Here is a 24,176-nt window from a genome sequence, read left to right on the forward strand (position 1 = left end):
AGGTCGTGGTGCCACCGGCTCAAGGGAATTTCCAAGTGATAAAAAAGATCCTGATCGCCAACCGTGGTGAGATTGCCGTACGAATCGTGCGGGCCTGCGCCGAGATGGGCATTCGCTCGGTAGCGATTTTTTCCGACGCCGACCGCCATGCCTTGCATGTGAAGCGTGCGGACGAAGCCCACAGCATCGGTGCCGAGCCACTGGCCGGTTACCTCAACCCGCGCAAGCTGGTGAATCTGGCGGTGGAAACCGGTTGCGATGCATTGCATCCCGGTTACGGCTTCCTTTCGGAAAACGCTGAGCTGGCAGACATCTGCGCCGAACGTGGAATCAAATTCATCGGCCCGTCGGCAGAAGTCATTCGCCGCATGGGCGACAAGACCGAAGCCCGGCGCAGCATGATCAAGGCCGGTGTGCCGGTCACCCCGGGCACCGAAGGCAACGTGTCGGGTATCGAAGAAGCCCTGACCGAGGGCGACCGCATCGGTTACCCGGTGATGCTCAAGGCCACCTCCGGTGGTGGCGGGCGCGGCATTCGTCGCTGCAACAGCCGCGAAGAACTCGAACAGAACTTTCCTCGGGTGATTTCCGAAGCGACCAAGGCCTTCGGTTCGGCGGAAGTGTTCTTGGAAAAATGCATCGTCAATCCCAAGCACATCGAAGCGCAGATCCTCGGCGACAGCTTCGGCAACGTGGTGCACCTGTTCGAGCGTGACTGCTCGATCCAGCGCCGCAACCAGAAGCTGATCGAGATCGCCCCGAGCCCGCAACTGACCCCGGAACAGCGCGCCTACATCGGCGATCTGTCGGTGCGTGCGGCCAAGGCTGTGGGCTACGAGAACGCCGGTACCGTGGAGTTCTTGCTCGCCGAGGGCGAGGTGTACTTCATGGAGATGAACACCCGGGTGCAGGTGGAGCACACCATCACCGAAGAAATCACCGGGATCGACATTGTTCGTGAGCAGATCCGCATCGCCTCCGGCCTGCCGCTGTCGGTGAAGCAGGAAGACATCCAGCACCGTGGTTTCGCGTTGCAGTTCCGCATCAACGCCGAAGACCCGAAAAACAACTTCCTGCCGAGCTTCGGCAAGATCACTCGTTACTACGCCCCTGGCGGCCCGGGCGTGCGCACTGATACAGCGATCTACACCGGCTACACCATTCCGCCGTTCTATGACTCGATGTGCCTGAAACTGGTGGTTTGGGCGTTGACCTGGGAAGAGGCGATGGACCGGGGCCTGCGCGCCCTCGACGACATGCGTCTGCAAGGCGTGAAAACCACCGCCGCGTACTACCAGGAAATCCTGCGCAACCCGGAATTCCGTAGCGGCCAGTTCAATACCAGCTTCGTGGAAAGCCACCCGGAACTGACCAACTACTCGATCAAGCGCAAACCCGAAGAGCTGGCCCTGGCCATCGCCGCCGCCATCGCCGCCCACGCAGGCCTGTGAGGAATACAACAATGTCCAAGAAAATTTTCGTAACCGACACCATCCTGCGCGACGCTCACCAATCGTTGCTCGCTACCCGCATGCGCACCGAAGACATGCTGCCGATCTGCGACAAGCTCGATAAGGTCGGCTACTGGTCGCTGGAGTGCTGGGGCGGTGCGACGTTCGACGCCTGCGTGCGCTTTCTGAAAGAAGACCCGTGGGAGCGTCTGCGCCAACTGCGCGCCGCGCTGCCCAACACCCGTCTGCAAATGCTTCTGCGCGGGCAGAACCTGCTCGGCTATCGCCACTACAGCGACGACGTGGTCAAAGCTTTCGTTGCCAAGGCAGCGGTCAACGGCATCGACGTTTTCCGCATCTTCGACGCAATGAACGACGTGCGTAACCTGCGCGTAGCCATCGAAGCAGTGAAGGCTGCGGGTAAACACGCACAGGGCACCATCGCCTATACCACCAGCCCGGTGCACACCATCGACGCGTTCGTGGCGCAGGCCAAGCAGATGGAAGCCATGGGTTGCGACTCGGTGGCGATCAAAGACATGGCCGGTCTGCTGACACCGTACGCCACCGGCGAACTGGTTCGCGCACTGAAAGCCGAGCAGTCGCTGCCAGTGTTTATCCACTCGCATGACACGGCTGGTCTGGCGGCGATGTGCCAATTGAAAGCCATCGAAAACGGTGCCGATCACATTGATACCGCGATCTCCAGCTTCGCCTCGGGCACCAGCCATCCGGGCACCGAGTCGATGGTTGCTGCGCTCAAAGGCACCGAGTACGACACCGGTCTGAACCTGGAGCTGCTGCAGGAGATCGGTCTGTACTTCTACGCCGTGCGTAAGAAGTACCACCAGTTCGAAAGCGAGTTCACCGCGGTCGATACCCGTGTGCAAGTCAACCAGGTACCGGGCGGGATGATCTCCAACCTCGCCAACCAGTTGAAAGAGCAGGGCGCGCTGAACCGCATGGCCGAAGTGCTGGCGGAAATCCCGCGTGTACGGGAAGACCTCGGTTTCCCGCCGCTGGTGACTCCGACTTCGCAGATCGTAGGCACCCAGGCGTTCTTCAACGTGCTGGCCGGTGAGCGCTACAAAACCATCACCAACGAAGTGAAGCTGTACCTGCAGGGCGGTTACGGCAAGGCGCCGGGAGTGGTGAATGAAAAACTGCGTCGCCAAGCTATCGGCAGCGAGGAAGTGATCGACGTGCGTCCGGCCGATCTGCTCAAGCCGGAAATGACCAAGCTGCGTGCCGATATCGGTGCACTGGCCAAGTCCGAAGAGGACGTGCTGACTTTCGCCATGTTCCCGGACATCGGCCGCAAATTCCTCGAAGAGCGTGCCGCCGGCACCCTCGTTCCGGAAGTGCTGTTGCCGATCCCTGAGGCCGGCGGTGTGGCGAAGGCCGGTGGCGAAGGCGTGCCGACCGAGTTTGTCATCGACGTCCACGGCGAAACCTACCGGGTCGACATCACCGGTGTCGGCGTGAAGGCCGAAGGCAAGCGTCACTTCTACCTGTCCATCGACGGCATGCCGGAAGAAGTGGTGTTCGAACCGCTCAACGAATTCGTCGGCGGAGGCAGCAGCAAACGCAAGCAGGCGTCGGCACCGGGCCACGTCAGCACTACCATGCCGGGCAACATCGTCGATGTGCTGGTCAAGGAAGGCGACACCGTCAAGGCTGGTCAGGCGGTGCTGATCACCGAAGCGATGAAGATGGAAACCGAAGTTCAGGCAGCGATTGCCGGCAAGGTCACCGCCATCCATGTGGCCAAGGGCGACCGGGTGAATCCTGGCGAAATCCTGATCGAGATCGAAGGCTGAGATAACTGCCGCGATTCAACGTTTTAAACCTCGGGGGGGCATGTGCTCCCCTTTTTTTTCGCCTGCAATTTACCGTCCTCTGTAGGAGCTGCCGCAGGCTGCGATCTTTTGATCTTCAAGAGCAAAGTCAAAAGATCGCAGCCTGCGGCAGCTCCTACACAAGCGCGTTGTGTCAGAACGCCATGCGCCACTGACCCGTCACGCCGTAGCTACGGCTATCAGAGCCGGCTTCGCCGCTGATGCCGACGCCCAGGGTGTTGCGAGTGGACAGCGTCAGGTCCAGACCTGCATCCAGGGTAAAAACGTTGCGATCCATCTCGGCCCCGGCGACTGCAAAGCTTTTGCCACCCTTGACCAGTTGCTGGCGCGTTTCGTTATCGAGCTCGCCGTAGGTATGTTTCACGCTGGCGCTGAGACGTGGCGTCAACTGCATGCCGTTGGCCAGGTGACTGGTTTTCGCCAGGCGCAGGCCGACGGTGCTGCTCGGGTTCGCCCGGGTCTGCCCCTGAACCTTGAGCGCCGCAGCGCCACCTTTCTCGGTGTAACCGTCACGCTGGTAGCGTTGATAACCGATACTGGCGAACGGTTCGAAGCTGACGTTGCCACGTCCCAGGTTGTAGCCGACTTCGGCAAACACCTGCTGGGTGCTGGCGTCATAGCTGCTCTTGAGGCGATCACTGAAACCATTGAAGGCAACGCGACGTTTGCCACTGCCGTCATGACTGCCGTACGAAGCCCCCAGGCGCAGGGCAAACGGGCCGTCCTGACGCAGCGCGTAGGCGCCGAGGTGCCAGCTGTCGAGATCACCGTCGAACTGTTGGGCATTGAGCCGGGTTTGCGCTTTCGCCCCCATCAGGCCGACATGCCACTGTTCGTCGAATTGCCAGTCGGCCCCCAGTACCAAACCGTGGGTGGAGTGTTTGAGGGCACTGTCGTAATCACGATCGACCTTGCCGCCATGTCCCAGAGCTTGCAGCCAGACTCGCCCGGGATCATCAGCGTTACGATTGTTCAGCTGATGCATCGCCGAGAGCATGCTGGTGCTGACCGGAGCGGCGCTGCTCAGAGTGGCTTTGGCGAGGTTGGCGTTGCTGCCGGCGGCAAGTTGTTCGAGTGCCAGACTCGCTGTTGGTGTGCTGGCGTCGAGCAGGGCGCTGATGGCGGTATTTGACGGCGAGGCAGGCGTTACGGGCTGCGCTGGTTGGGGCAATGTCTCAGGCTCTTGCGGTTGCTGCGGTTGCTGCGGTTGCTGCGGTTGCTGCGGTGGAACGGATTTTTCTTCAAGGCTTTTTGCGAGTTTCTGAGCATTCGTGCTGTTTGCCAGATGCTCCAGAGGCCTGTCTTGCAAAGGCTCAACCGGCATCTCTTGATCGGGTGTCCGATGCTCTGCATTGCTGGAAGAGCTGCTCGCCAATGGTTGGATGGCAGTTTGGGCTGGACTTGGACTGATAACTTCTTCAATCGTGGAGAGGCCGCCCGACTCGACGGGCGGCTTTGGCTTTGTTTTACGCGGCTTTTTGGGCTTGGGTTCTACTGCAGTTTCGACGACCGGAATCTCCGGCTGTTGGGCGATGGAAACGTTGCTCCATCCGATTGCCAGTGCAATCGCCACGGCGAGTTGGAGGGGGCGAAGCTGGTAGTGTCCGGGCATGAGTCGGGCCTCTCTGGATAGGAGACCCCACTCTATTTTTGCTGCAAAAAATCTGATGTCGGCTGCTTCTCGCAGCCTTGCAGGCGACATCGGAGCTTCACCGTAGAAAAGGATCGCAAGTCCTGCGATCGGTGGTTTTACACGAACCCGGCGGGGCCTTTTCCTACACCAGATCCAGACGCCGCCGGCTGTTCAACGATCAGAAACTCATCTGCCACTGCCCGATCAACCCGTGATTGCGACTGTTGCTGCCGATCTCGCCGCTGTAGCCGACACCCAATGTATGCCGTGCGGAGATCCCCAGATCCAGGCCGGCTTCGAGCATCAGGCTGTCGCGATCCAGCGAACTGCCATCGACATTGAATGCGCTGCCGCCGACCACAAATGCCTGACGCGTCGAGCTGCTGACATCGCCGTAGGTGTGTTTCCAGCCAGCGGCCATGCGCGGGGTCAGGCTCATGCCGTTGTTGAGGCTGTTCAGGTGCGCCAGGCGCAGGCCGAAGGTGCTGCTGAAGTTGTCCTGGGTCTGGCTGTCGACGTCCAGTGCGGCGGCGCCACCCTTTTCCTGGTAACGGTCGCGGTGGTAGCGCTGGTAGCCGAGGCTGGCGAACGGCTCGGCGTTGAGGCGACCGCTGCCCATGGTGTAGCCGAGTTCGGCGAAGGCTTGCTGGCTGTCGGCGTCGTAATCGCCTTTGGGCCGATCATTGAAACCATTGAACGCCACCGTGCGTTTGCTTTCGCCCTGATGGCCACTGTAGGCGGCGCCGAGGCGCAGGGAGTACGGGCCGCTCTGGCGCAGTGCGTAGACGCCGGCGTGCCAGCTCTCGACGTTGCCATCGACGCCGGTCGCGTCCAGATCAGTCTTTGAATAACCGCCGAGTACGCCGAGGCGCCACTGCGGATTCAGTGCCCAGTCGGCACCCAGTACGCTGCCCTTGGTGCGTTGCTCCAGGCCGCTGTTGCCGTGCTCGCCGTCGAGCTTGCCGTAGCCGCCGATGGCTTGCAGCCACAGGCGTCCGCGCGCGTTCGGGTCATTCAGATTGCGCGCTTCCGACGGTACGCCGTTGGCCGCCAGCACCGGGGTGTCGCGTTGATCAAGGCCAACCATCAACCCCGGGCTGCCGCCCATTTGCTGCATCGCCGACAGCATGCTGTTGCCCACCTGACTGCTGGCGCCGAGCGTGGCGCTGGTCAGGTTGGCGTTGCTGGCGCCGGCCAGTTGCTCGATCGCCGCGCCGGCCGTGCTTTGGGTGGTGTTGAGCAAGGCGTTGTACAGCGCGTTGTTCTTGCCCATCGTGGCCAGGCTGTTGGCCGCGTTGCTGCCGTTGCCGGTCGCCGCGAACTGATTGAAGGCCACGTCATTGCGGGTGTAGGTCAGGTCGACTTGTGTCGGTGTATAAGCCAGCGTCGGCGTGAGGAACGCGTAGTGGCTGGTGACGTTACCGAAGGTGCCGTTGACGTTGGCGGCTTGCAGCACGGTGTAGTGGCTCTGCCACGGATAAGTGCCGCTGCCGGGGTTCACCGCCAGGGTTGCACCGTTGAGGCTGGCGGTGCCGCCGACCTGAACCGGGGCGCTGCTGCCATCGGCGTTGACGCCGTAGACGAGGGTCGAGCCGCTGCCCATATTCAAGTCGTGGACGATGGTTGCGCGACCCAGGCCGGTGTCGGTACGCAGCGTGCCGTTGACGTTGAGATTGCCCACCGAGCCGCCACCGGCATACACACCGCCGGCGTCTACGGTCAGGCTGCCGGCAATGCCGCCCTGGTTGATCAGGGTCGCGCCATTGCGCACCGCGCCGCCATCGCTGAAATCGCCGCTGCCGGTGAGTGTCCACGCACCTTGCCTGACCTCCAGCCATTCGAAATTGCGGCTGGCGCCGAAGCTGCCGCCCGCCGCATCGTCCATCACCACCCGGTCGTACCCGCTGCCGCCATCGACCACGCCGACGAAGCGACTGCCGTTGCGCAGGGTCAGGCTGTCGTTGCCGCCACCGAGGTCGAGTGCCAGGCCGTTGCTGCCGCTGATGGTGCCGCCGTTGATCACGTTGTCGGCGAATTCGCCGACGAACTTCACGCCGAAGCCGTCGAGGCCTTGAATGGTGCCGTAGTTCTCCAGCGTGGTGGCTGCCAGCCCCGAACCACCGCTGCCGTCGTCCACCAGAATCGCGCTGTTGGCGCCGCTGATCAGTGCGTTGTTCGCGTTGAGAATGTAGCCGCCGCCGAGGGCGATGCCTTCACTGCCGTTGGCGAATCCGCCCTTGTCCACGCCACCCGCACCGACGCCCTGAATAGTGCCGTAGTTTTCGATGTGGGCGATCTTGTCGATGTCCACGCCATCACCGTCACCGTTCGCCTGCAAGCCTGAGTAAGCACCGGTGATGGTCCCGTGGTTGATCACCGTACCATCGCCGTCGGAACCGAATCCGGAACCATTGCGGCCGGTGATCTGCCCATAGTTGACCAGCGTCGCACCGAGGTCGGTGGTGATGCCATGGCGGCCGCCGGAAATCACCCCGTAGTTGGTCACGCTGACACCGCTGGCCGAGTCGATGTCGATGCCGTCGAACTTCTCATCGGCGTTGTGCGAGTCGCCGGTGGAGATCTCGCCGTAGTTGGTAATCGTCGCGTTGGCGCCGGTCTTCATGCCGTCGCTGGCATCGCCACGAATCAGTCCGCCAGCGCGGTTGATGAGGGTGGTTTTGACCCCGTCGCTGCGCAGCGCATCGAGGTCCAGGCCTTGGCCGGTGGTCGAGCGAATCACGCCGCTGTTGTCGATCAACAGACTGCCGCTGACGAAGTTGCTGTCGATACGCAAGGCGTCGTTGGCGCCGAGAATCTGCCCGCCGCTGCGGTTGTAGATCTGGTAATTGCGCGCCTGGGTCAGGTCACCACTGCTGTCGATGGCCCGGCCACCGCTGGAAACGATTTTCCCGGCGTTATCGATGACCACACCGGCGCCACTGGTGCCGTCCTTCAGGCTCACCGCCTTGCCGCTGTTGGTGATGCTGCCCGGTGCCGAGATCGTCAGCGTGTCACTGCTGCCAAGGGTTTGCGCGGCAGTAGTGGCAGTGTCGATCTGCACGGTCTTGCCGTGGGCGGTGCCGGCGGTGATCAGCAGAACGGCAGCGAGGGACAAGCGCTGAGGCGGGAAGGTCATGGGTGGAGGGCCTTTTTGTTATAAGCGGGCCGTCCTGTATAGCGATGGGGTTTTACAAAATGATGTCGGAAGGTGACCAGCATTACTTGGTGCATATGATCTTAAACACAGTCGCATCTGCATTTTGTTGCATATTGCACCGGGCCATCTTAGCCGAGGTGCAATATATTGCATCTTTGAGCAATAAAATCCCTGCTTAAATGCATTTAAATGCAGCTGGGCTTGACCGACGCATCACATCCTTTCGAACGCTTGCGTGAAGATGCCCAGCGTCTGGCGGCGCTCCCCGACATATTGACGGCGAGCGGTTTGCCCGACAGAACGATGAACCACCCGGGAATCCTTCTGAAAAATCTGGAGCAACGCTTGAAAGAGTGGGATCTGAAATGAGCATGTCGGTAGCCGAGCGCACGGTGCTCATCGAAAACATTCAAGAGGCACTGGCCCAAGGGACACTGGAGATCGGTGAAGCGGTTCGTCGTCTACGCGTGGAAGTGACCGGTCTGCATCAAACCCAGTTTGCCAGGATGTGCAAAATATCGGTTCGCACGCTGGTGCATATCGAGCATGGCGAGGGCAATCAGACATTGAAATCGTTGAATGCGGTGTTTCGTCCGTTTGGACTGAAAATGGGCGTGGTGCGGATGCGGCGAGAGATCAATTAAAACCCGACGCTGGCGCAAGGCGCTGATTAACCTAGCTACGCCGCACATAAGCCTTGCCGTAATGCCGCTCCATACGCGCCTGGATCAGCTCCAGACCGATCGACATCAGCCAGTAAATGATCGCCGCCGTGGTCAGCATCTCGATGTAGCGGTAGCTCGAGCGGCCGTAGGACTGCGCCAGAAACATCACTTCCCAGACGCCCATCACCGAGATCAGTGACGAGTCCTTGAGCATCGAGATGAACTGGTTGGTGGTCGGCGGAATAATCGTGCGCATCGCCTGGGGCAGGGTGATGCGCCAGAAGATCACGCTCTCGCGCATGCCCAGCGCCAGCGAAGCTTCGCGTTGGCCGTAGGGCACGCCGAGGATACCGGCGCGGAAAATTTCGCTGAGGTAGGCGCCGTAGTTAAGTGACAGGGCAATGATCCCCGCCACCACCGCGCCGGGCACCACGCCCAGTTGCGGCAGGCCGAGGTAGATCAACAGGATCTGGATCAGCAGCGGCGTGCCGCGAAAGAACGAGGTGTAGAAACTGGCGATCCCGAATGCCACGGCGCTTTTCGACAGGCGCGCCAGAGCGGTGACGAAGCCCAGCAAGGATGAGGCGACGATCGCGCAGGCGCAGAGAAACAGGGTCAGTGCCGCGCCCTGCAGAAAGCCGTTGGGCGCCAGGTGCACGCCGAGCAGATTCGGCAGCTTGTCGAGGATGATCGAGAGCTTCAGATCGAAGCTGAGGAAAAACCCGGCGAACAGGCTGAACATCGCCGCCCAGGTCAGGTACAGGCGCGTGCGGAAACCGAGCAGCCGTTGCAGGCGCGATTCAGCCACCGGTTGCGGCGGCTGTGGAGGTGTCGGGAAGGCAGTCATTGGCTGATATCGGCGCCGATCCATTTCTGCGACAGCTTGCTCAGCGTGCCGTCCTGCTTGAGTTGCGCAAACACCTCGCGCACTTTGGCGTCCCACTCGGCATCACCCTTTTCGATGGCCACCGAGTTCGGCTCCGAGTACAGCGGCGCGCCGGCCAGTTTGAAACGCTGATCCTGATTCAGGCGCGGCTGCGCGGTCACCAGATTGGTGAGGATGGCGTCCAGGCGCACACCGGCGCCCAGGCCCAGATCCTGGAAGGCGACGTTGTCGGTATCGTACGGAGCGATCTGCACATCCTCGAACGGGTACTCCAGGCGCGTGTCTTCGGCGCCTTCGATGACCAGATTCTTGTTCAGATAGCTTTCGTAGCTGCTGGCGCTGGTCAGGCCGACCTTTTTGCCGCTCAGGTCCTTGGCGCCGTGGATGCGATCGTCCTTGGCGTTGACCACGATCACGGCGGGCGAGGCGTAGTACTCGACCGGGAAATCGAACACTTCGGCGCGGGCCTTGCTCGGAGTCATGGAGCAGATGCAGATGTCATAGCGCCCGCTCCAGCGGCCGGCCGCAATGACGTCCCAGGACGGCGTTTCGAGGCGCAGCTTGACCCCCAGCTTGTCCGCAACGGCTTTGGCGACGTCCACGTCGAAGCCGTCGAGCTGATTCTGCTCATTGAGAAACGAGAAGGGTGGGTAGCTTTCCATCAGCACGCCGACCAGTTGTTTTTTCTGTTCGACGCGATCGAGTGTGGCGCCGCCGAAGGCTTGAGTGGACGCGGCCAGAATCGTCAGGCCCAGGGCCAGTAGCGGTTGAAGTTTCACAGTCGACACCTGAAAAAAAGGGGTTGTTATTAACCGAATGGTGCGTATTAAATAGTTATAAGAACTACTCTGGTAGTGAGTAATTTTCATAAGCATATGAGCGAAAAGCATATGGGCACAGCAAGCACGGTAATTCTCGATGGCGGCATGGGCCGTGAGTTGCAACGCGCCGGGGCGCCGTTTCGGCAGCCCGAGTGGTCGGCGCTGGCCCTGATCGAAGCACCGCAAGCGGTCGAAGCGGTGCACGCCGCCTACATCGCCAGCGGCGCCAATGTGATCACCAGCAACAGCTATGCGGTCGTGCCGTTTCACATCGGCGAGGCGCGGTTTGCCGCTGAAGGTCAGGCACTGGCGGCGTTGGCCGGAGAGCTGGCGCAGCGTGCGGTGCAGGCCTCGGGCAAAGCGGTGCGAGTGGCCGGTTCGTTGCCACCGCTGTTCGGTTCCTATCGCCCGGACCTGTTCGAAGCAGCACGCGTGAACGAATTGCTGACGCCACTGGTGACCGGGCTGGCGCCACATGTCGACCTGTGGCTGGCGGAAACCCAGAGCTCGATCATCGAGGCGCGTTCCATTCGCGCCAGTCTGCCGCAGGACGGCAAACCTTTCTGGCTGTCGTTTACTTTGAAGGATGAAGACACCGACGAGGTGCCGCGTCTGCGTTCCGGCGAACCGGTGGCCGAAGCAGCGGCGGTGGCGGCGGAATTGGGCGTCGAGACGCTGCTGTTCAATTGCAGCCAGCCGGAAGTGATCGGTGCGGCGATTGATGCGGCGCGCGATACCTTCGAGCGTCTGGGTGTGCAGATTCACATCGGCGCGTATGCCAACGCGTTTCCACCGCAACCGAAAGAGGCGACCGCCAACGACGGCCTCGACCCGTTGCGCGACGATCTGGATCCGCCGGGGTATCTGCACTGGGCGAAGGATTGGCAGCAGCGGGGCGCCAGCCATTTGGGTGGTTGCTGCGGGATCGGCCCGGAACACATCGCGGTGCTGGCGCAAAAGTTGGGGTAAACAACAGATCAAAAGATCGCAGCCTGCGGCAGCTCCTACATGGGATTGACGTTCACCCTGTAGGAGCTGCCGCAGGCTGCGATCTTTTGCTTTGAAGATTTAACTACGGCACTCGACCAAACCTTTGAGCTGCCCGTTCGGCGTCTGGTTGGCATCGCTCAACCACTGCTCGAAACCTGCCGCAATCGCCGGCCACTCCGAATCCACAATCGAATACCACGCGGTATCGCGGTTCTGGCCCTTGACCACCATGTGCTGACGGAACACGCCTTCGAAGCTGAAGCCCAGGCGTTCGGCGGCGTATTTGGAGCGGGCGTTGCCGTTGTTGCACTTCCACTCCAGGCGACGATAGCCCTGTTCTAAGGCGTATTTGGCCAACAGGTAAACCGCTTCGGTACTCTTTGGTGAACGTTGCATCGGCGCACCGAAGGTGACGTGGCCGATCTCGATGCGCCCCTGCGCCGGGACGATCGACATCAGGCTGAGGATGCCTTGCACCTGGCCCGTGACGCGGTCGATGACGCTGAAGAAATACGGATCGCTGCTGGCCGCATGGTTGTTCAACCAGTCATTGAAAACGCTGCGCTCGGGGAACGGCCCATAGGGCAAGTAATCCCACAGCTTCGGGTCGGCGCCGGGGCCTTCGAGGGCGTTGAACAACTCGTCGCCGTGGCGCGCCGGGTCGAGGCGTTCCAGGCGGATGAACCGGCCTTCGAGCAAGGTGGCGGTGGGGGCGGGGACGCCTTTCCAGTCGGCAAGTGCAGTGGTCATGTACGCGGCTCCTTAAATGGCTTTGCGAAACTGGATGAATCCCGGGCGCTCGGCGATGCGCTCGTAGAGCTGAATCGCGGTGGCATTGGTTTCGTGAGTCAGCCAATGCACCTTGCAGCAACCGTCAGCCTTGGCGGTGGCGTAGACGTGTTCGATCAGCAAGCGACCGACGCCGGTGCCACGAGTCTCCGGTGCCACCAACAGATCCTGCAAGTAGCAGGAGTTTTCGATGCTCCAATTGGAGCGGTGATAGATGAAATGCACCATGCCCACTGCTTTGCCGTCAGCCCAGGCGAGGGCGGCGTGGGTTGGTTCGCTCGGGTCGAGGAAACGCTGCCAGGTGCTGTGCGTGACGGCGTCCGGCAACTCGGTATTGTAGAAGCGCAGGTAGGCCTGCCACAGCGGCAACCAGGCGGCGTGATCACCGGCGGTCACCGGGCGGATCTGGATCTGACTCATGCTGATTTCCTTAACGCATCAGGTGGGCGAGGGTTCGGTCGGCGATGTCGGGGCTGGCAGCCAGGCCTTCGCGCACGCCGGCAATGTCTTCGGCGCTGCGGTTCTGGCTGAGCTTGCGCTTGCCTTCGAGGCGGTCGATGGGAATGGCGAAACCGACGATGGCCTTGAGCATGCCGTCGATGTATTCGGCCGGCGCATCGTCGACCTTCCACGGTTGCGCGCGACCGGCTTCATGGCGATCGGTCAGGGTGCTGACGATGTCGAGCAGGCGCCCGCCGTCGCTGAAGGTTTCGGCGTGGCCGTAGGCGTGCACGGCGACGTAGTTCCAGGTCGGCACGACTTTGCCGTGCTCGGCCTTGCTCGGGTAAAACCCCGGGCTGACGTAGGCGTCGGGGCCGGCAAATATCAGCATCGCTTCAGCGCCGTCGCGCAGGTCTTTCCACTGCGGATTGGCTTTGGCCAGGTGCCCGTACAGCGTGCCGTTCGGGCCTTGTTCGCGGTGCAGCAGCACCGGTACATGGCTGGCTTGCAGGCCGTTTTCACCGTGGCTCACCAGAATCGCGAGACGGCTGGCGAGGATCAGTTCGTGCAGTTGCGACAGTTCGTCGATGGCAAAGGCGCGGGGCGTATACATGGAGAGATTTTCCTTGGCGAATGCCTGCATCCTAGGCAGGCTAATGGTCTGTTGTAAGAGCCATTGATGAGCAATTTCATAGGTCCATTGCCATGCCCCAGTCGCCCACGCTGTCCATGCCGTTCAATCCGGCCGGTATCGAGCTCGACCGCCGTCAGGGTTTGAGCCGCCAGCTCTATCAGGCGCTACGTCTGCGCGTGCTGGACGGGCGTCTGGCCAGTGGCACGCGGCTGCCGGCCAGCCGTGATCTGGCGACGGCGTTGGCGATTTCCCGCAACAGCGTGGTGCGCGCCTACGATCAGTTGTACGCCGAAGGCTTCATCGAAGGCCGGGTCGGAGACGGCACGTATGTCGCGCAATTGCTGCAAAGCGCATTGCCCACAAAAAAACTATCCACAAAAGTATCCACAGGGTTTTCAACAAGCTTACCCACAGCCTTATCCACAAATTGGCTGGATTTACCTGTGGTTCCATCCAGTAAAGTTATCCACAGCGACGCAATTCAGCGGGTTGAAAACAATCATCTGGCCCTGCCACCCAGTGGTCCGCCGCGTGCTTTTCGGGTCGGCGTTCCAGCCTTCGATCTGTTCCCGTTTGACGTCTGGGCCAAGCTGAACGCGGCTTTCTGGCGCAAGCCGGATTTGCAGCAGTTGTGTTATGGCGACCCGGCGGGCGATGCGCGGTTGCGCGGGATGATCGCGGCCTATTTGCGCAGCTCACGGGGCATGCAGTGCACGGCTGAGCAAATTGTGATCACCAGTGGCGCACAGCAGGGCATAAGCCTTTGTGCACAGTTGCTGGTAGCGCCGGGCGACGGCATAGCGATTGAAAATCCCGGGTATCGAGCGGCCGGTCATGCCTTCGCCGTGGCCGGTGCCCGGCTGCATGGGGTGGCGGTGGACAGCGAGGGAATCGACTGCCAGCAACTGGCAGGACTGACCGATTGTCGCCTGACCTATGTCACGCCATCCCACCAGTACCCCACGGGGGTGGTAATGAGTCTGGCCCGTCGCCTCGAATTGCTGGCGTGGGCCGAGCGCACGCAGGGCTGGATCGTCGAGGATGATTACGATGGCGAGTATCGTTACAGCGGCGCGCCGCTGGCGCCATTGGCCGCCCTCGATCGACAGGGGCGAGTGCTGTATGTCGGCACGTTCGGCAAGGTCGCGTTCCCGGCGTTGCGCCTGGGGTATCTGGTGTTGCCGCCGGGGTTGGTGGAGGCATTTGCGCAAAGGCGTGCGGTGGATGTGCGTCACTCCGAAGTCAGTACCCAGGCGGTGATGGCCGAGTTCATGGCCGCCGGGCATTTCCAGCGGCACATCCGACGCATGCGCCGCGCGGCGCTGAGCCGACGCAATGTCCTGCTCGGTGGCTGGCCGCAGAATATTCCGGGCGTCGGCCAGTTGCCCGGCGTTGCCGCCGGGTTGCACCTGAGCGTACCGGTCGCCAGTGTGGCGCGTGAAAGCCAACTGATCGAACTGGCGCGTAGCGTTGAAGTCGAGATCAATGCTCTGAGCAGTTATTGGCTGCCTGATTCCACGACCCCGGTCGACCAGCGCGCCGGACTGGTGCTGGGCTTTGCGGCGGTGCCTGAGCGCGCAATCGAAGCGGCGCTCGAGCGTTTGCGAACCGTGTGGCACACCCTCTGAAGCGGACGCAGATCAATGCGCCCGGCGGCGGTATCACGGTTGTGCTTCGAGTTGCAGGAACAGGCTCGGATCGCCAATCCGGCGCAGCACGTAGTCGATTGGTGTCAGAGCAGTCAGGGCCTGTCGACGTTCTGCGCTGAGGGTCTTCAAATGCGCATCGGCGATTTTCAGGTGCGCCGCGGTGAATTGTTCCGGCGCGGCTTCGGGCGAGTCGTAGTGAAAATGCGCGAGCCATAACGGCTGATCATGCTGGGTGCTGTCGAGTATCTGATACTCCTGAAAATAATCCTGGCGCTTTTTGGTCTTGATCCGGCCCTGGACGTTCCTGACGATCCGTACCTGTTGATTGTCCAGCAACCATTGCAAATAGGCTTGTCGAGGCTGGCGATCCTTGAGCAGACTGGCGCGCACGGCGATGCCTTGAGCACGTAACCGGATTGCGGCGCTGTTGAGTTCCGCACTCAAGTTGCCCACCGGCAACCGCGTGCCACCGGCGGCGACAATGCGGGCCTGCGCCTGTTCGACGCTGACAGCAATCTGTTCCAGTCGCCGCGCCTGCTGATCGAACAGATCCTGCATGTCTGCCGGTATACGGTTGGGCTTCAGAGCGTCACGACGGGTCCGGTCAATGAACGCCTGCACTCGCTCATTCTGGGTCAGGGCATCGGCAATGAACTCGATGTCGCCCACGTGCGTCGTCGGGGAGGCGGTAGGTCTGACGGGAAGCATTTCTTCCAGAGGCGATTCGCTGGCGGCTGCGGGTCTGGCGGGCGCAGGGTCACGAGGCCGGCTCTTGGTGACCTTGCCAACCGGTCGGGACGGTCCTGCGACAGAGGGGCCCTGTGTGGCCGGCGTGCTGCGGGCTCCGGTTTCCGGCAGCAGTTCGCTCAGTTGCTCCTGCGCCAGTTGTCTGAATTCGCCGAGCAAGCTCCTCATCCGTGTCAGTTCCGCCGCAACCACCATGCCCGGGTATTCGCCTGGCAAGTCCCCCAGACGCTGATCGGCATCGACATAGACATCGATCAGTCGGCTCAGACGATCAATGCGCAGCGTCGCGTTGTCGCCGTTGTCGGTTTTCCTGATCAGGGCGGCGTGGCGATGTGTAGCGGTGGCGGCTTCGATTATCAGCCAACCGGTGGCTTCCCGCGCCGCTTCGGTGGCTGTTTCCTGCATGCACAACTCGTGAGACATGCCGATGGCATTGGATTTCAGGTCCCACTGGTTAAACGCCGGGAGCAGTTGGCGCAAGCGTTGCGCGGTGGTCATGCCTGCACTGCCGATGGTGTCGAGAGTTTCCAAGGAGGTACGGGACAGCTGCAGGCGGGCGATCATGTCCTGGCTCAACGCCAGGGCCTGGCGCAGTTCCTCGTTGTAACTTTGCAGCGCTTGCGGTGTATCGATGACCGTGTGTTGAGCCAATTTACGGGTCAATACCGCGTATGCGTTGCGTTTGAGAACGAACCAGAGGCTGAGGTTTTTTTGCAGCAAAGTGGTCATGCGCTGCAATTCGACGAAATAGCCGTCGCTCCCCCCTTTGAGGCGCCATTGGCCGAGCATTTTCAAGGCCTCGTCGTAATCCCCGATCAGCTTTTCGACCTGGTCAAGGTAACGCCGGGTCGCCTCTTCGTGGGCTTGTCCGGAGGCGCCAAGCATGGCTGACTGGGCTTGCTCCAGAGCAGCGTTGCCGACGGCTTCCTGATTTCTGAATGCTTGCAGAGCCGTACCGAGCTGGTTCCTCTGGATTTCCTTTTCCTTGCGCTGGGCCTTGAGCTGACTTTGCAGGCTGGTGCCCCCGGCGCCACCGCGCAGACGCAGTCGGGTATCCACGAACCATTGGCCTTGCTGGTTGTGAATCAGCAGCGGACCGGTTTTTGACGGTGTTTGCGGATCAACGATTTGCACCTGCTGGTCATCGTTTTCAATCACGCGGAACCAGCGGTCGCCCGCCTGCGCATAGGTGCTGTTAGCGAGGCGATATAAGGTCGCCTTGCCGCGCAGCAGGGTTTCCACCGCGGCTGCCGTGAGGTCGGGAGCCGGCACGGCCAGAGTATTCAGAAACGTTGCCAAGGCACCGGGCGAACGCCGGGGCACCGAGCCGTAGGCTTCAAGCGAGGAGTAATGGCTGGCCGGGAGTTGGTCCTTCAGCAGCGTGGTGACGTGTGTAACCGTGGGCGGGACAGGCGCTTGTGCAGGGGCGGTCTGGATCCGGGGCAGTCCTTCGCTTTCGATATCGCTTGCGCCTTCGCTGCGTAACGCTGTGCGGGGGCCGGTTGTGCGTTGGGTGGCCGCATGATGGGCCAGGATCATGCCTAGGTTCAGCAACATATCGGCAACGGCGCTCCACTGGGCGTGGGTATCGCCACGATTGTGGGCGTCCACGACCTGATCGATTTCGCTGATGCTTTGCCAGACCCAGATCGCCGCGCCTGCCGGGCCGCAGAGAAAGTTCGCGGCAACGTTGAACAACGCCCACCCACTGTCTCGCAGCAAGGCCCAGCGGCGTTGCGCATTGGACAACGACTGTCGGTCGGCGAGTTCGGCCATCGCCAGTGCATGGGTCTTGAACAGCACCGGGAACACGTCGCCAGTCAGCGCCGTGGAGGCAAGCCCGACCGGCCCGGCCCACTTGACGCTGGTCCAGGGCTCGGCGAGCAATTGCGCGCCCAGCCACGGACTGGGCAGACCGATGGGGAAGGTGTATTGGGCATATTTGAAGCTGGTTTGCGAATCCGCCAGCCACGCCAGCACCGAATCTCTCAGTTCGCCTGGCTGATGGACGGCGTACAGCAGGTTTTGCGTTGAGGGGAATTGCAGCAATGGCTGCTCAAGCAACGGACGATACAGCAGGCATGGCCCGGCTCCAGGCAGACGCGGAGCAATGATGAACATGTTGGTGACAACATCGCCAACAGTCTCCCCGGCATGGATAAACGTCAGCGGGCGAATGACCACAGTGTGTGGATGACCGGGTATCGGTTTGAGCCACTCCTGGACACAGCGATAACCCTGCTCATCCACGCCGCCGAGGCGACGCAGCTTGGATTCCAGTGCAATCAGCGGCAGCAGTGCGTGCAACTGGCGGAGGTAAAAACGCTGCTGCAGGGGGGCCTGCAGCGGATCGTTGATCAGCCTGTCCCTGATCAAGCCGGGATAGACCTCACCCATGTCGATCTTGTTTGCCATCTTCGTCAGGTAGGCGACAGTCAGCCACTGCGGCAGCGCTTGTGGCGGGTCGAATTGCAGAGTCGCCAGATACGGCGTGCGGTTTTGCAAGGCGTACTCGCCCAGGGTTTCGATATGGGTGTCATGCGGATCGGGCAGTGTCACGCCTCCCGATTCGAAGCTGTTGGTGATGCGGATTTGCAATTTGTCCAAAGGCAGCCCGGCCGCCGATGGCTGATCGGCAATGATCGCCTCACGCATGCAATTGCGTGCATAGGTATCGATCGGCGGGATTGGCAACAGCGCCTTGTCTGCCTGCCGGTACAACTGGCCCAGCGCATTGATCGATTGGCTGTATTGATCGAGCTCGGAAGCCGAAGCGTCGAGCAACCAGTCGGGTATCGAATCATCGAGGTCGATGAGGGTGTTTTTCTGCGGTTCGCTGGCTTGCTCGATCAGGGGCAGAAGGGAGGAGCCGTCCTCGCTTTCCTCGTCGAGACTTTGTCGGGTGATTGCCCGGATGGCATCGAGCTGGTTGGCAATCAGGACCCACGCCATGTGGTCGAAAAAATTGCCCTCGGGTTCGAACAACTGCCACTGCAGATTCTGTCCGGCCGGCAACAGTTCGATACGCTGCGGCAGTGATTCACCCAGTTGCTGCAGAGAGTCGAATGTCTCGTAACCATCTTCCACGGTGTACATCATGACCAGATCGCGCAGGCCATAGCGTCCGAAAATCACCACGGCGCCGCCCAGAATCAGGTGCCGGGCAGCGCCTTGAGCATCGACCGAGTCGATGTCGATCAGGCACACGCGGATGTCCGACAGTGTTATGTCGTGACGCTGGCGCTCCTGTTTGTCCGGGCGCCGCGAAATCGCCCGGGCGACCCGGCACTGTTCATCGTCCCAGCCCTCGGCGTTATGGACGTTCAGGGCTTCGCGCAGGGCATCGGAGAGTTCTTGCCAGCGCGGCAATTGGCGTCGGGTGCTGTTCCAGTAATCCAGCTGTCGCTCGGCGAAGGCAACAAACAACAGGGGCGCATAATCGTTGAGCAGATCGGCAATGGCCTCGATATCGACATCCATATGCACCACTGGCGTGGCCTGGTGGTTCAAGGTCAGAAAGTGTTCACCCTCGAGATAGTTGGCGCTGGAGCCGTTGAAAAATTGCCGGACGAGTGCCTCTGTCAGTGATTCAAATCGGGTTGGCAGGGCCACCCGCTCAGCGTCGAGCCATTGCCATTGTGGCGTGCCGATCATGGCCTGCTCGGGATCGATCTTGCGTTGTGGATACAGCGCTTCGAGCGCCTGACGCAGCACTGCGCTGGCGACTTCATCGACTGTGGGTCCGCGACTGGTCTGATGGACGATCTGGCTCTTTTGCAGCAATGCATGGGTTTCGGTGTTCGCTGAATGCTCAGTCATTGTCATTGTCCTTTTTGACGTTTGGGGCTTATGAGAAAAACAGCGAACGCGCCAGCTGCGGGCCGATCGCGCTGCGATAGATAGCGATGATTTGCGGGCTGCTGGTGGTTGAGTCCAGGTCGAAGGCGCCGGCCATCCGCCGTTGCTCCTGCAGTTTCAAATGGGCGGCGGTGAAGGCGTCGGCCGGTGCATCGGGGCTGTTGTAATGGAAGTGCGCGTACCACAACGTCTTGCCGGTGCGCCGCTCGCGAATTTCGTACTCCTGCAGATAATCCCTGCGCGGGCCTTTGAGGCGACGCCGGGCACCGCCAGACACAATGTCGATCTCATCCTTGTGCAATAACCATTCGACTCGGGCGGCGGTTGGCGGTTGTTGCTTGGTCATCTCGACCCGTATCCGGTAGCCCTCGGCGTACAGGCGTTCACACGCCTGGTTCAATTGGGCGATCAGGGCTGGCGGCTCCTCGGTGCTGTTCGCCCGCAGCCGGGCCTGTTCAAGGCTTTTCGCGCTTTCGTCGAGCTGTTCGGCCTTGCGCTGGAACTGCTCTTCGATCTCGACCGGAATCCGACCGGGTTTTTTGGCATGGGCTTCGGTTTGCCGAATGAAGCTTTCCACGCCATCGAGCAGCGCCTGGCCCTGGCTGATCTGGGTGGCGAGGTCCGGCGCCGGAGCTGGCGGGCGGCGCCGCCCGGGCTGAATGCGTTCGACCCAGACACCGGGCGTTTTCTCGTGAAAGGTGGCGATGACGTTCCCGGTCATGGGCGCTTTCACGTCCAGCAGGACCGGCTGTCCTGGCGCCGAAGGACGCAATTCGCCGACCACTGTGCCCTTGAAGCGGGTTTTGATAATCCGTTTACGTGAGGCTGGCGCGGGCCTTGAAGGACCGGGCCGAGGTTCCACCGGCCGGTGTTCGAGGAGCAATTGCGCCAGGTGCTCTTCGGTCTGGCGCTGAAACTCGTTGATTCGTTTACGCGTATGGCTGAAGGGCTCGTCGAGCAGCACATCCTTGTGGTTGAGGGCGAAATCCTCGAACGACTGATCGATGGCGGCAAACTGTTCGAGCATGCCGTTGAGGCCTTCGATCCGCTCGTTGGCCCCCAGGCTGGTCTGGTCGAGCAGCAGTTCCTGGGAGGTCTGAATCACCAGGTTGGTTGTGTCGAGCAGGCGTACCAGATCGCCTTGTGCCTGAATCAGCGCTGGCGAAGCCAGATCTTTCAGACAGATGTCGCGAGCCAGCGACACCTGAAGTGCCTTGAGATCATTGAGACTGAACACAGGCAGCTTTGCGCGATAGGTATTGGCGACTTCAGCGGCACGTTTGCCCAGTCGGCTCAACTCCTGAAAACGTGACTGGGCAAACTCGATCTTGCTGATCATGTCCTCGGTCAAATCGTACATTCTGCGGTAGGTGACGGGGTCACCGGTGCCTGCAGCCGTTTCCTCGGCCTCGAGCAGCACCAGGGTTTCCTTGAGGGTTCTGGCGAAGAGGGGGTCACGTTGAGTGAGCCATGTCTGGTTGAAGAACAACTGGGTACCGAGCATCTCGGTCATGGCGGTGCGGAAATGGGGTACGGTCTCAAGCAGGTTCAGCGATTTCAGCTGGTCGATGGGAGCCGCGTATTCCCTGGTGCGGCGTTCAAGTGCTGCAAGAAACGTGGTCTGCTGCGCCACCAGAGTGTCATCGCTGGCCGCGGTCATGGCGGTGTGAGCGGCTGTCAGCTCTGCGCGGGCCTGCTCGCGCGTGTTATCGAACTCGGTCAGTTGTTTCTTGAGTTCGGCGATGCGTTCATTGTTTTCCCGTCGTTTGGCCTTGCGCCGACTCGACAGACCACCACCGCGCAGACGCAGGCGAGTGTCGACGAACCACTCGCCCCGTCGATTGCGGATCAACCCCGGACCCGCACGTCCGGGCTGTCGCTGCGAATTGATGATCGATACCTCACCGGTGTCGGTGACCGCTACTTCGAACCAGCGCTCACCCACGGGTGCGTAGTACCCGCTGGCATGTCGATAAAGGTGACGATAAAGGCCGGCGTCGCTGGCGGGCGGGGTGAGCGCTTCGGGGCGCGTAACGGCAAAGCGATCCAGGGTTTGGGTCAGGCTCAGCGCGGTGTCGGTCATCAGCGAAGTCTGATGTTGCGCCGGATATTCCCCGATCACATCAGGGCGTTGCACGATGCTTACCGGCGTTGGTGGCACCGGCTCCATGGGCTCGGTTTCGACGGTCACCGGCTTCTTTTCAGTGATGTCCCGAGGCGTCGCGTTACGGGTGCTGGCGTGATGGGCGAGCACCATGGCCAGGGTCAGCAACAGATCGGTCATCGCGGTTTTCTGCTGCCCGGTGTCGCCTGTGGCGGCGGCGTCGAAGGTTTGTTGCAGATCGTCCAGCACCTGCCAGATCCAGGCGGCGGTACCGACGGTTCGACCGAAAAACGGCAGCGCGGCGCTGAGGATCATCCAGCTCGCATGCTTGAAGCTCTCCCAGCGACTTTCGCTATTGGACACCGATTGCCGATTCGCCAGTTCGACCATTGCACTGACGTTGGCCTTGAACAGAACAGCCAGGTAATCGGTAGCGATGACTGCTGTTCCCAAGGTCAGCGTGCCGCTCATCTGCAAGGAAGTCAGTGGATCGGCGAGCAGTTGTGAGAGCGACCATACCGAGGGTCGATCATCGCTGAATACGTAATTGGCATAGTTGGCGCGCGCACTGTCCGGCAACCAGGCGAGGACCGCCTGACGCAATGTCGGTGAATGCTTGATGGCGTACACCAGGTTGGCCGGCGACGGGTACTGGAGCAAGGCATGATCGGACAGCGGCCGGTACAGCAGGCAGGGTCCCTTGTCCATCTGTCGCGGGCCGATCACGAACATGTTGGCCACTTCATCGGTGGTCGTCCCCGGGCGCCACGCGGGATTGAAGGCCAGCGGTCGAATGACGATCTCCTGACCGTCCACCCGGCGATTGGCGTCCAGCACCTGAACCACGGCCGCGACATAGCGATAGCCCGCCTCGTCGACCCCGCCCTGCGCGCGAATCTTCTGCTGCAACGCCAGTAACGGCAATTCGACACGCAGCCGGCTGGTGAACAGGTTCTGCCGTCGCAGGCTTTCCAGCGGGTCATCGCGCAGTTTTTGCCTGATCAGCGCAGGATAGGTCTGGCCGATATCGACACTGACGATCAACCTCTCCAGATAATCAGCCGTCATCCATGCCGGCACCGCAGTGCTGCCGATACTGCTCACGGTCTTGTTGCCGAGCGGCAAGGCAATCAGGTTCTGCAACGCCAGATCGACCAGGCTGAAGGTGCTGCGTTCGGGCTCCAGCAACGGTGTGAAACTGCCCCACACCACCACGCTGTCGACCACGATGCGAATCTCGGCCAGATTCAGTTCAGTGGCTTCGGGATGCTCCTTGAGCAGGGCCGCCTGCAGTTGCTCCAGCGCGAACTCGCGAATCGGTTTGATGCCGTCGTCAAAGGACTGCTCGGCGTTCTGACTTTGCACCTGCGCCAGATCCATCAGATGACGGCTGTAGGCAGTCAGGTCGCTGGGCGAGGCGTCGACCATCCACTCTGGCAACGCTTGCTCGACCAGGTTGAAGCGTGAAGACGACTGCTTGTCCGTGGGATCGAGTTCATTGGTCGTGCGGCTGACGTGGGGCGTCAGGTTGGTTGTCGCCGGTTCGTTTGCCAGCTCGCCAATCGCGTCGGCCTGCAGGGCGATCAGATTGCACGCCAGATGATCGAAGTAGTTGCCGTCAGGTTCGATCAGCCGCCATTGCAAGGTTGCAGGCGGCGGTCCCTCCGTCTGGGTCTGCAGTGAGGCACCCAGTTCCTGCAGGGTATCGAAGGCCTGGAAACCACGAGTGATGGTGTGGGTGAGAATCAGCGTGCGGCTGCCGAGCGTGCCGATCAGTACGGCCATATCGAGGACGTGCAGGTGAGTGGAAGTACCATCGCGCGTGGTGTCCAGATCGATCAGGCAGGCGCGGGACTGATAGCGATCATCGGTACTGCGGGCAGTTTTTTGCGGATGGTCGAAAAGACTCTGAGCCATGGCGCGCTGGTCGTCGTCCCACGCCGGGTTCGTCCCGACGTTCCACAGTTCGCGCAGGGATCTGGACAATCCCTGCCAGCGCGGGGCGGAGGCGCGGGTGAACTGGTTCCAGTAATCGACCTGTTGTTCCTCGAAGGCAACAAACAGCAGCGGCGCCAGTTCATTGAGCAGCCTGGCGATAGCCTCGATGTTGACGGGCAGTTGTACCGGCGTCTCGTGCGCAGGATGCAAGGTGAGGTAGTGCTCGCCATCCAGGTAGGTCACCGGTTTATTGGCGACGCCATGACGCACCAGCGCATCGGTCAGCGATTCGAAGTGTCGCGGCCCGGGGACGACACGCTGGTCACGCAAGGTCCAGCCAGGTGTCACCACCATCGCCAGTCGCGGGTCGATCTGTAACTTGGGGTATAGCGTCTTCAGTGCCGGTTGCAGGGCGCGGGTGGCGACTTCCCTGATTGAGGGGCCGGCGATCAGTTGGGTGAGCAGGGCGTCTTGATCATCCGGAAGCTTGTGGTCGGCGGGAGAGTTGAGGGTTTCTGGCATGGTCACATCCTTGGTCAGAACAGCAGGCACCG

14 protein-coding genes and 1 pseudogene are annotated in these 24,176 nt (G+C 61.3%); 6 read left to right on the forward strand and 9 right to left on the reverse strand.

Annotated features, from left to right (window positions below):
* The first annotated feature begins 35 nt into the window (after positions 1 to 35).
* Entirely contained in the window at positions 36 to 1,451 is a 1,416-nt protein-coding gene (locus M0808_RS01010) for an acetyl-CoA carboxylase biotin carboxylase subunit (RefSeq protein WP_027610345.1), read from the forward strand.
* 11 nt (positions 1,452 to 1,462) lie between these two features.
* Positions 1,463 to 3,271, forward strand: coding sequence for a sodium-extruding oxaloacetate decarboxylase subunit alpha (oadA, locus tag M0808_RS01015; protein ID WP_007962245.1), 1,809 nt, complete (start codon positions 1,463 to 1,465; stop codon positions 3,269 to 3,271).
* 172 nt (positions 3,272 to 3,443) lie between these two features.
* Here the strand turns inward: oadA and M0808_RS01020 are convergent, their stop codons facing one another.
* Together M0808_RS01020 and M0808_RS01025 are read right to left on the reverse strand one after the other, a co-directional pair.
* Positions 3,444 to 4,481: an autotransporter outer membrane beta-barrel domain-containing protein gene (locus M0808_RS01020; protein ID WP_348773027.1), complete on the reverse strand. Its 1,038-nt coding sequence runs from the start codon at positions 4,479 to 4,481 to the stop codon at positions 3,444 to 3,446.
* A 640-nt stretch (positions 4,482 to 5,121) separates the two neighbouring features.
* The gene (locus tag M0808_RS01025; RefSeq protein ID WP_247839557.1) at positions 5,122 to 8,079 is read right to left on the reverse strand and encodes an autotransporter outer membrane beta-barrel domain-containing protein; all 2,958 of its coding nucleotides are present in this window, start codon (positions 8,077 to 8,079) and stop codon (positions 5,122 to 5,124) included.
* 243 nt (positions 8,080 to 8,322) lie between these two features.
* Here M0808_RS01025 and M0808_RS01030 point away from each other — a divergent pair.
* Together M0808_RS01030 and M0808_RS01035 are read left to right on the forward strand one after the other, a co-directional pair.
* Positions 8,323 to 8,469 (forward strand): annotated as a pseudogene (locus M0808_RS01030) (type II toxin-antitoxin system HipA family toxin); the annotation flags it as partial.
* On the forward strand, positions 8,466 to 8,744 hold the full coding sequence (locus tag M0808_RS01035; protein ID WP_247839559.1) for a helix-turn-helix transcriptional regulator: 279 nt from the start codon (positions 8,466 to 8,468) through the stop codon (positions 8,742 to 8,744). The pseudogene M0808_RS01030 and the gene M0808_RS01035, both read left to right, overlap by 4 nt.
* A gap of 31 nt (positions 8,745 to 8,775) precedes the next feature.
* Here M0808_RS01035 and M0808_RS01040 read toward each other — a convergent pair whose 3' ends face one another.
* Together M0808_RS01040 and M0808_RS01045 are read right to left on the reverse strand one after the other, a co-directional pair.
* Complete coding sequence (locus M0808_RS01040) at positions 8,776 to 9,612, reverse strand: amino acid ABC transporter permease (protein WP_027610349.1); 837 nt, start codon at positions 9,610 to 9,612, stop codon at positions 8,776 to 8,778.
* Positions 9,609 to 10,430 (reverse strand): ABC transporter substrate-binding protein, encoded by an 822-nt coding sequence (locus tag M0808_RS01045; protein ID WP_027610350.1) that lies wholly within the window; start codon positions 10,428 to 10,430, stop codon positions 9,609 to 9,611. Before M0808_RS01045 ends, M0808_RS01040 begins: the two co-directional genes overlap by 4 nt.
* A gap of 111 nt (positions 10,431 to 10,541) precedes the next feature.
* Here M0808_RS01045 and M0808_RS01050 point away from each other — a divergent pair, with 111 nt between their 5' ends.
* Positions 10,542 to 11,441 carry a homocysteine S-methyltransferase family protein gene (locus M0808_RS01050; RefSeq protein WP_247839561.1) on the forward strand — a complete coding sequence of 300 codons (900 nt, stop codon included), beginning with the start codon at positions 10,542 to 10,544 and terminating at the stop codon, positions 11,439 to 11,441.
* Positions 11,442 to 11,540: 99 nt separating this feature from the next.
* Here the strand turns inward: M0808_RS01050 and M0808_RS01055 are convergent, their stop codons facing one another.
* Genes M0808_RS01055 through M0808_RS01065 form a run of 3 tightly spaced genes read right to left on the reverse strand, consistent with a single transcriptional unit; the run spans position 11,541 to position 13,305 of the window.
* On the reverse strand, positions 11,541 to 12,212 hold the full coding sequence (locus M0808_RS01055; RefSeq protein WP_247839563.1) for a GNAT family protein: 672 nt from the start codon (positions 12,210 to 12,212) through the stop codon (positions 11,541 to 11,543).
* Between the two features lie 12 nt (positions 12,213 to 12,224).
* Positions 12,225 to 12,671, reverse strand: a complete 447-nt coding sequence (locus M0808_RS01060) for a GNAT family N-acetyltransferase (protein ID WP_064589872.1) — start codon at positions 12,669 to 12,671, stop codon at positions 12,225 to 12,227.
* A 10-nt stretch (positions 12,672 to 12,681) separates the two neighbouring features.
* Complete coding sequence (locus M0808_RS01065; RefSeq protein WP_247839565.1) at positions 12,682 to 13,305, reverse strand: FMN-binding negative transcriptional regulator; 624 nt, start codon at positions 13,303 to 13,305, stop codon at positions 12,682 to 12,684.
* A 92-nt stretch (positions 13,306 to 13,397) separates the two neighbouring features.
* Here M0808_RS01065 and M0808_RS01070 point away from each other — a divergent pair, with 92 nt between their 5' ends.
* Complete coding sequence (locus M0808_RS01070; protein ID WP_247839567.1) at positions 13,398 to 14,954, forward strand: PLP-dependent aminotransferase family protein; 1,557 nt, start codon at positions 13,398 to 13,400, stop codon at positions 14,952 to 14,954.
* Between the two features lie 33 nt (positions 14,955 to 14,987).
* Here M0808_RS01070 and M0808_RS01075 read toward each other — a convergent pair whose 3' ends face one another.
* Positions 14,988 to 19,541 (reverse strand): hypothetical protein, encoded by a 4,554-nt coding sequence (locus M0808_RS01075; RefSeq protein WP_247839569.1) that lies wholly within the window; start codon positions 19,539 to 19,541, stop codon positions 14,988 to 14,990.
* Between the two features lie 28 nt (positions 19,542 to 19,569).
* The gene (locus M0808_RS01080) at positions 19,570 to 24,144 is read right to left on the reverse strand and encodes a hypothetical protein (RefSeq protein ID WP_247839571.1); all 4,575 of its coding nucleotides are present in this window, start codon (positions 24,142 to 24,144) and stop codon (positions 19,570 to 19,572) included.
* Positions 24,145 to 24,176 lie beyond the last annotated feature (32 nt).

The organism is Pseudomonas sp. MWU12-3103b (assembly GCF_023100615.1).
Taxonomy (GTDB): domain Bacteria; phylum Pseudomonadota; class Gammaproteobacteria; order Pseudomonadales; family Pseudomonadaceae; genus Aquipseudomonas; species Aquipseudomonas putida_A.

Coding starts and splice junctions, on each gene's coding strand:
- M0808_RS01055 (WP_247839563.1), bottom strand. CDS start 12,212: ATGACCACTGCACTTGCCGACTGGAAAGGCGTCCCCGCCCCCACCGCC.
- oadA (WP_007962245.1), top strand. CDS start 1,463: ATGTCCAAGAAAATTTTCGTAACCGACACCATCCTGCGCGACGCTCAC.
- M0808_RS01040 (WP_027610349.1), bottom strand. CDS start 9,612: ATGACTGCCTTCCCGACACCTCCACAGCCGCCGCAACCGGTGGCTGAA.
- M0808_RS01075 (WP_247839569.1), bottom strand. CDS start 19,541: ATGACTGAGCATTCAGCGAACACCGAAACCCATGCATTGCTGCAAAAG.
- M0808_RS01050 (WP_247839561.1), top strand. CDS start 10,542: ATGGGCACAGCAAGCACGGTAATTCTCGATGGCGGCATGGGCCGTGAG.
- M0808_RS01060 (WP_064589872.1), bottom strand. CDS start 12,671: ATGAGTCAGATCCAGATCCGCCCGGTGACCGCCGGTGATCACGCCGCC.
- M0808_RS01025 (WP_247839557.1), bottom strand. CDS start 8,079: ATGACCTTCCCGCCTCAGCGCTTGTCCCTCGCTGCCGTTCTGCTGATC.
- M0808_RS01080 (WP_247839571.1), bottom strand. CDS start 24,144: ATGCCAGAAACCCTCAACTCTCCCGCCGACCACAAGCTTCCGGATGAT.
- M0808_RS01070 (WP_247839567.1), top strand. CDS start 13,398: ATGCCCCAGTCGCCCACGCTGTCCATGCCGTTCAATCCGGCCGGTATC.
- M0808_RS01035 (WP_247839559.1), top strand. CDS start 8,466: ATGAGCATGTCGGTAGCCGAGCGCACGGTGCTCATCGAAAACATTCAA.
- M0808_RS01065 (WP_247839565.1), bottom strand. CDS start 13,305: ATGTATACGCCCCGCGCCTTTGCCATCGACGAACTGTCGCAACTGCAC.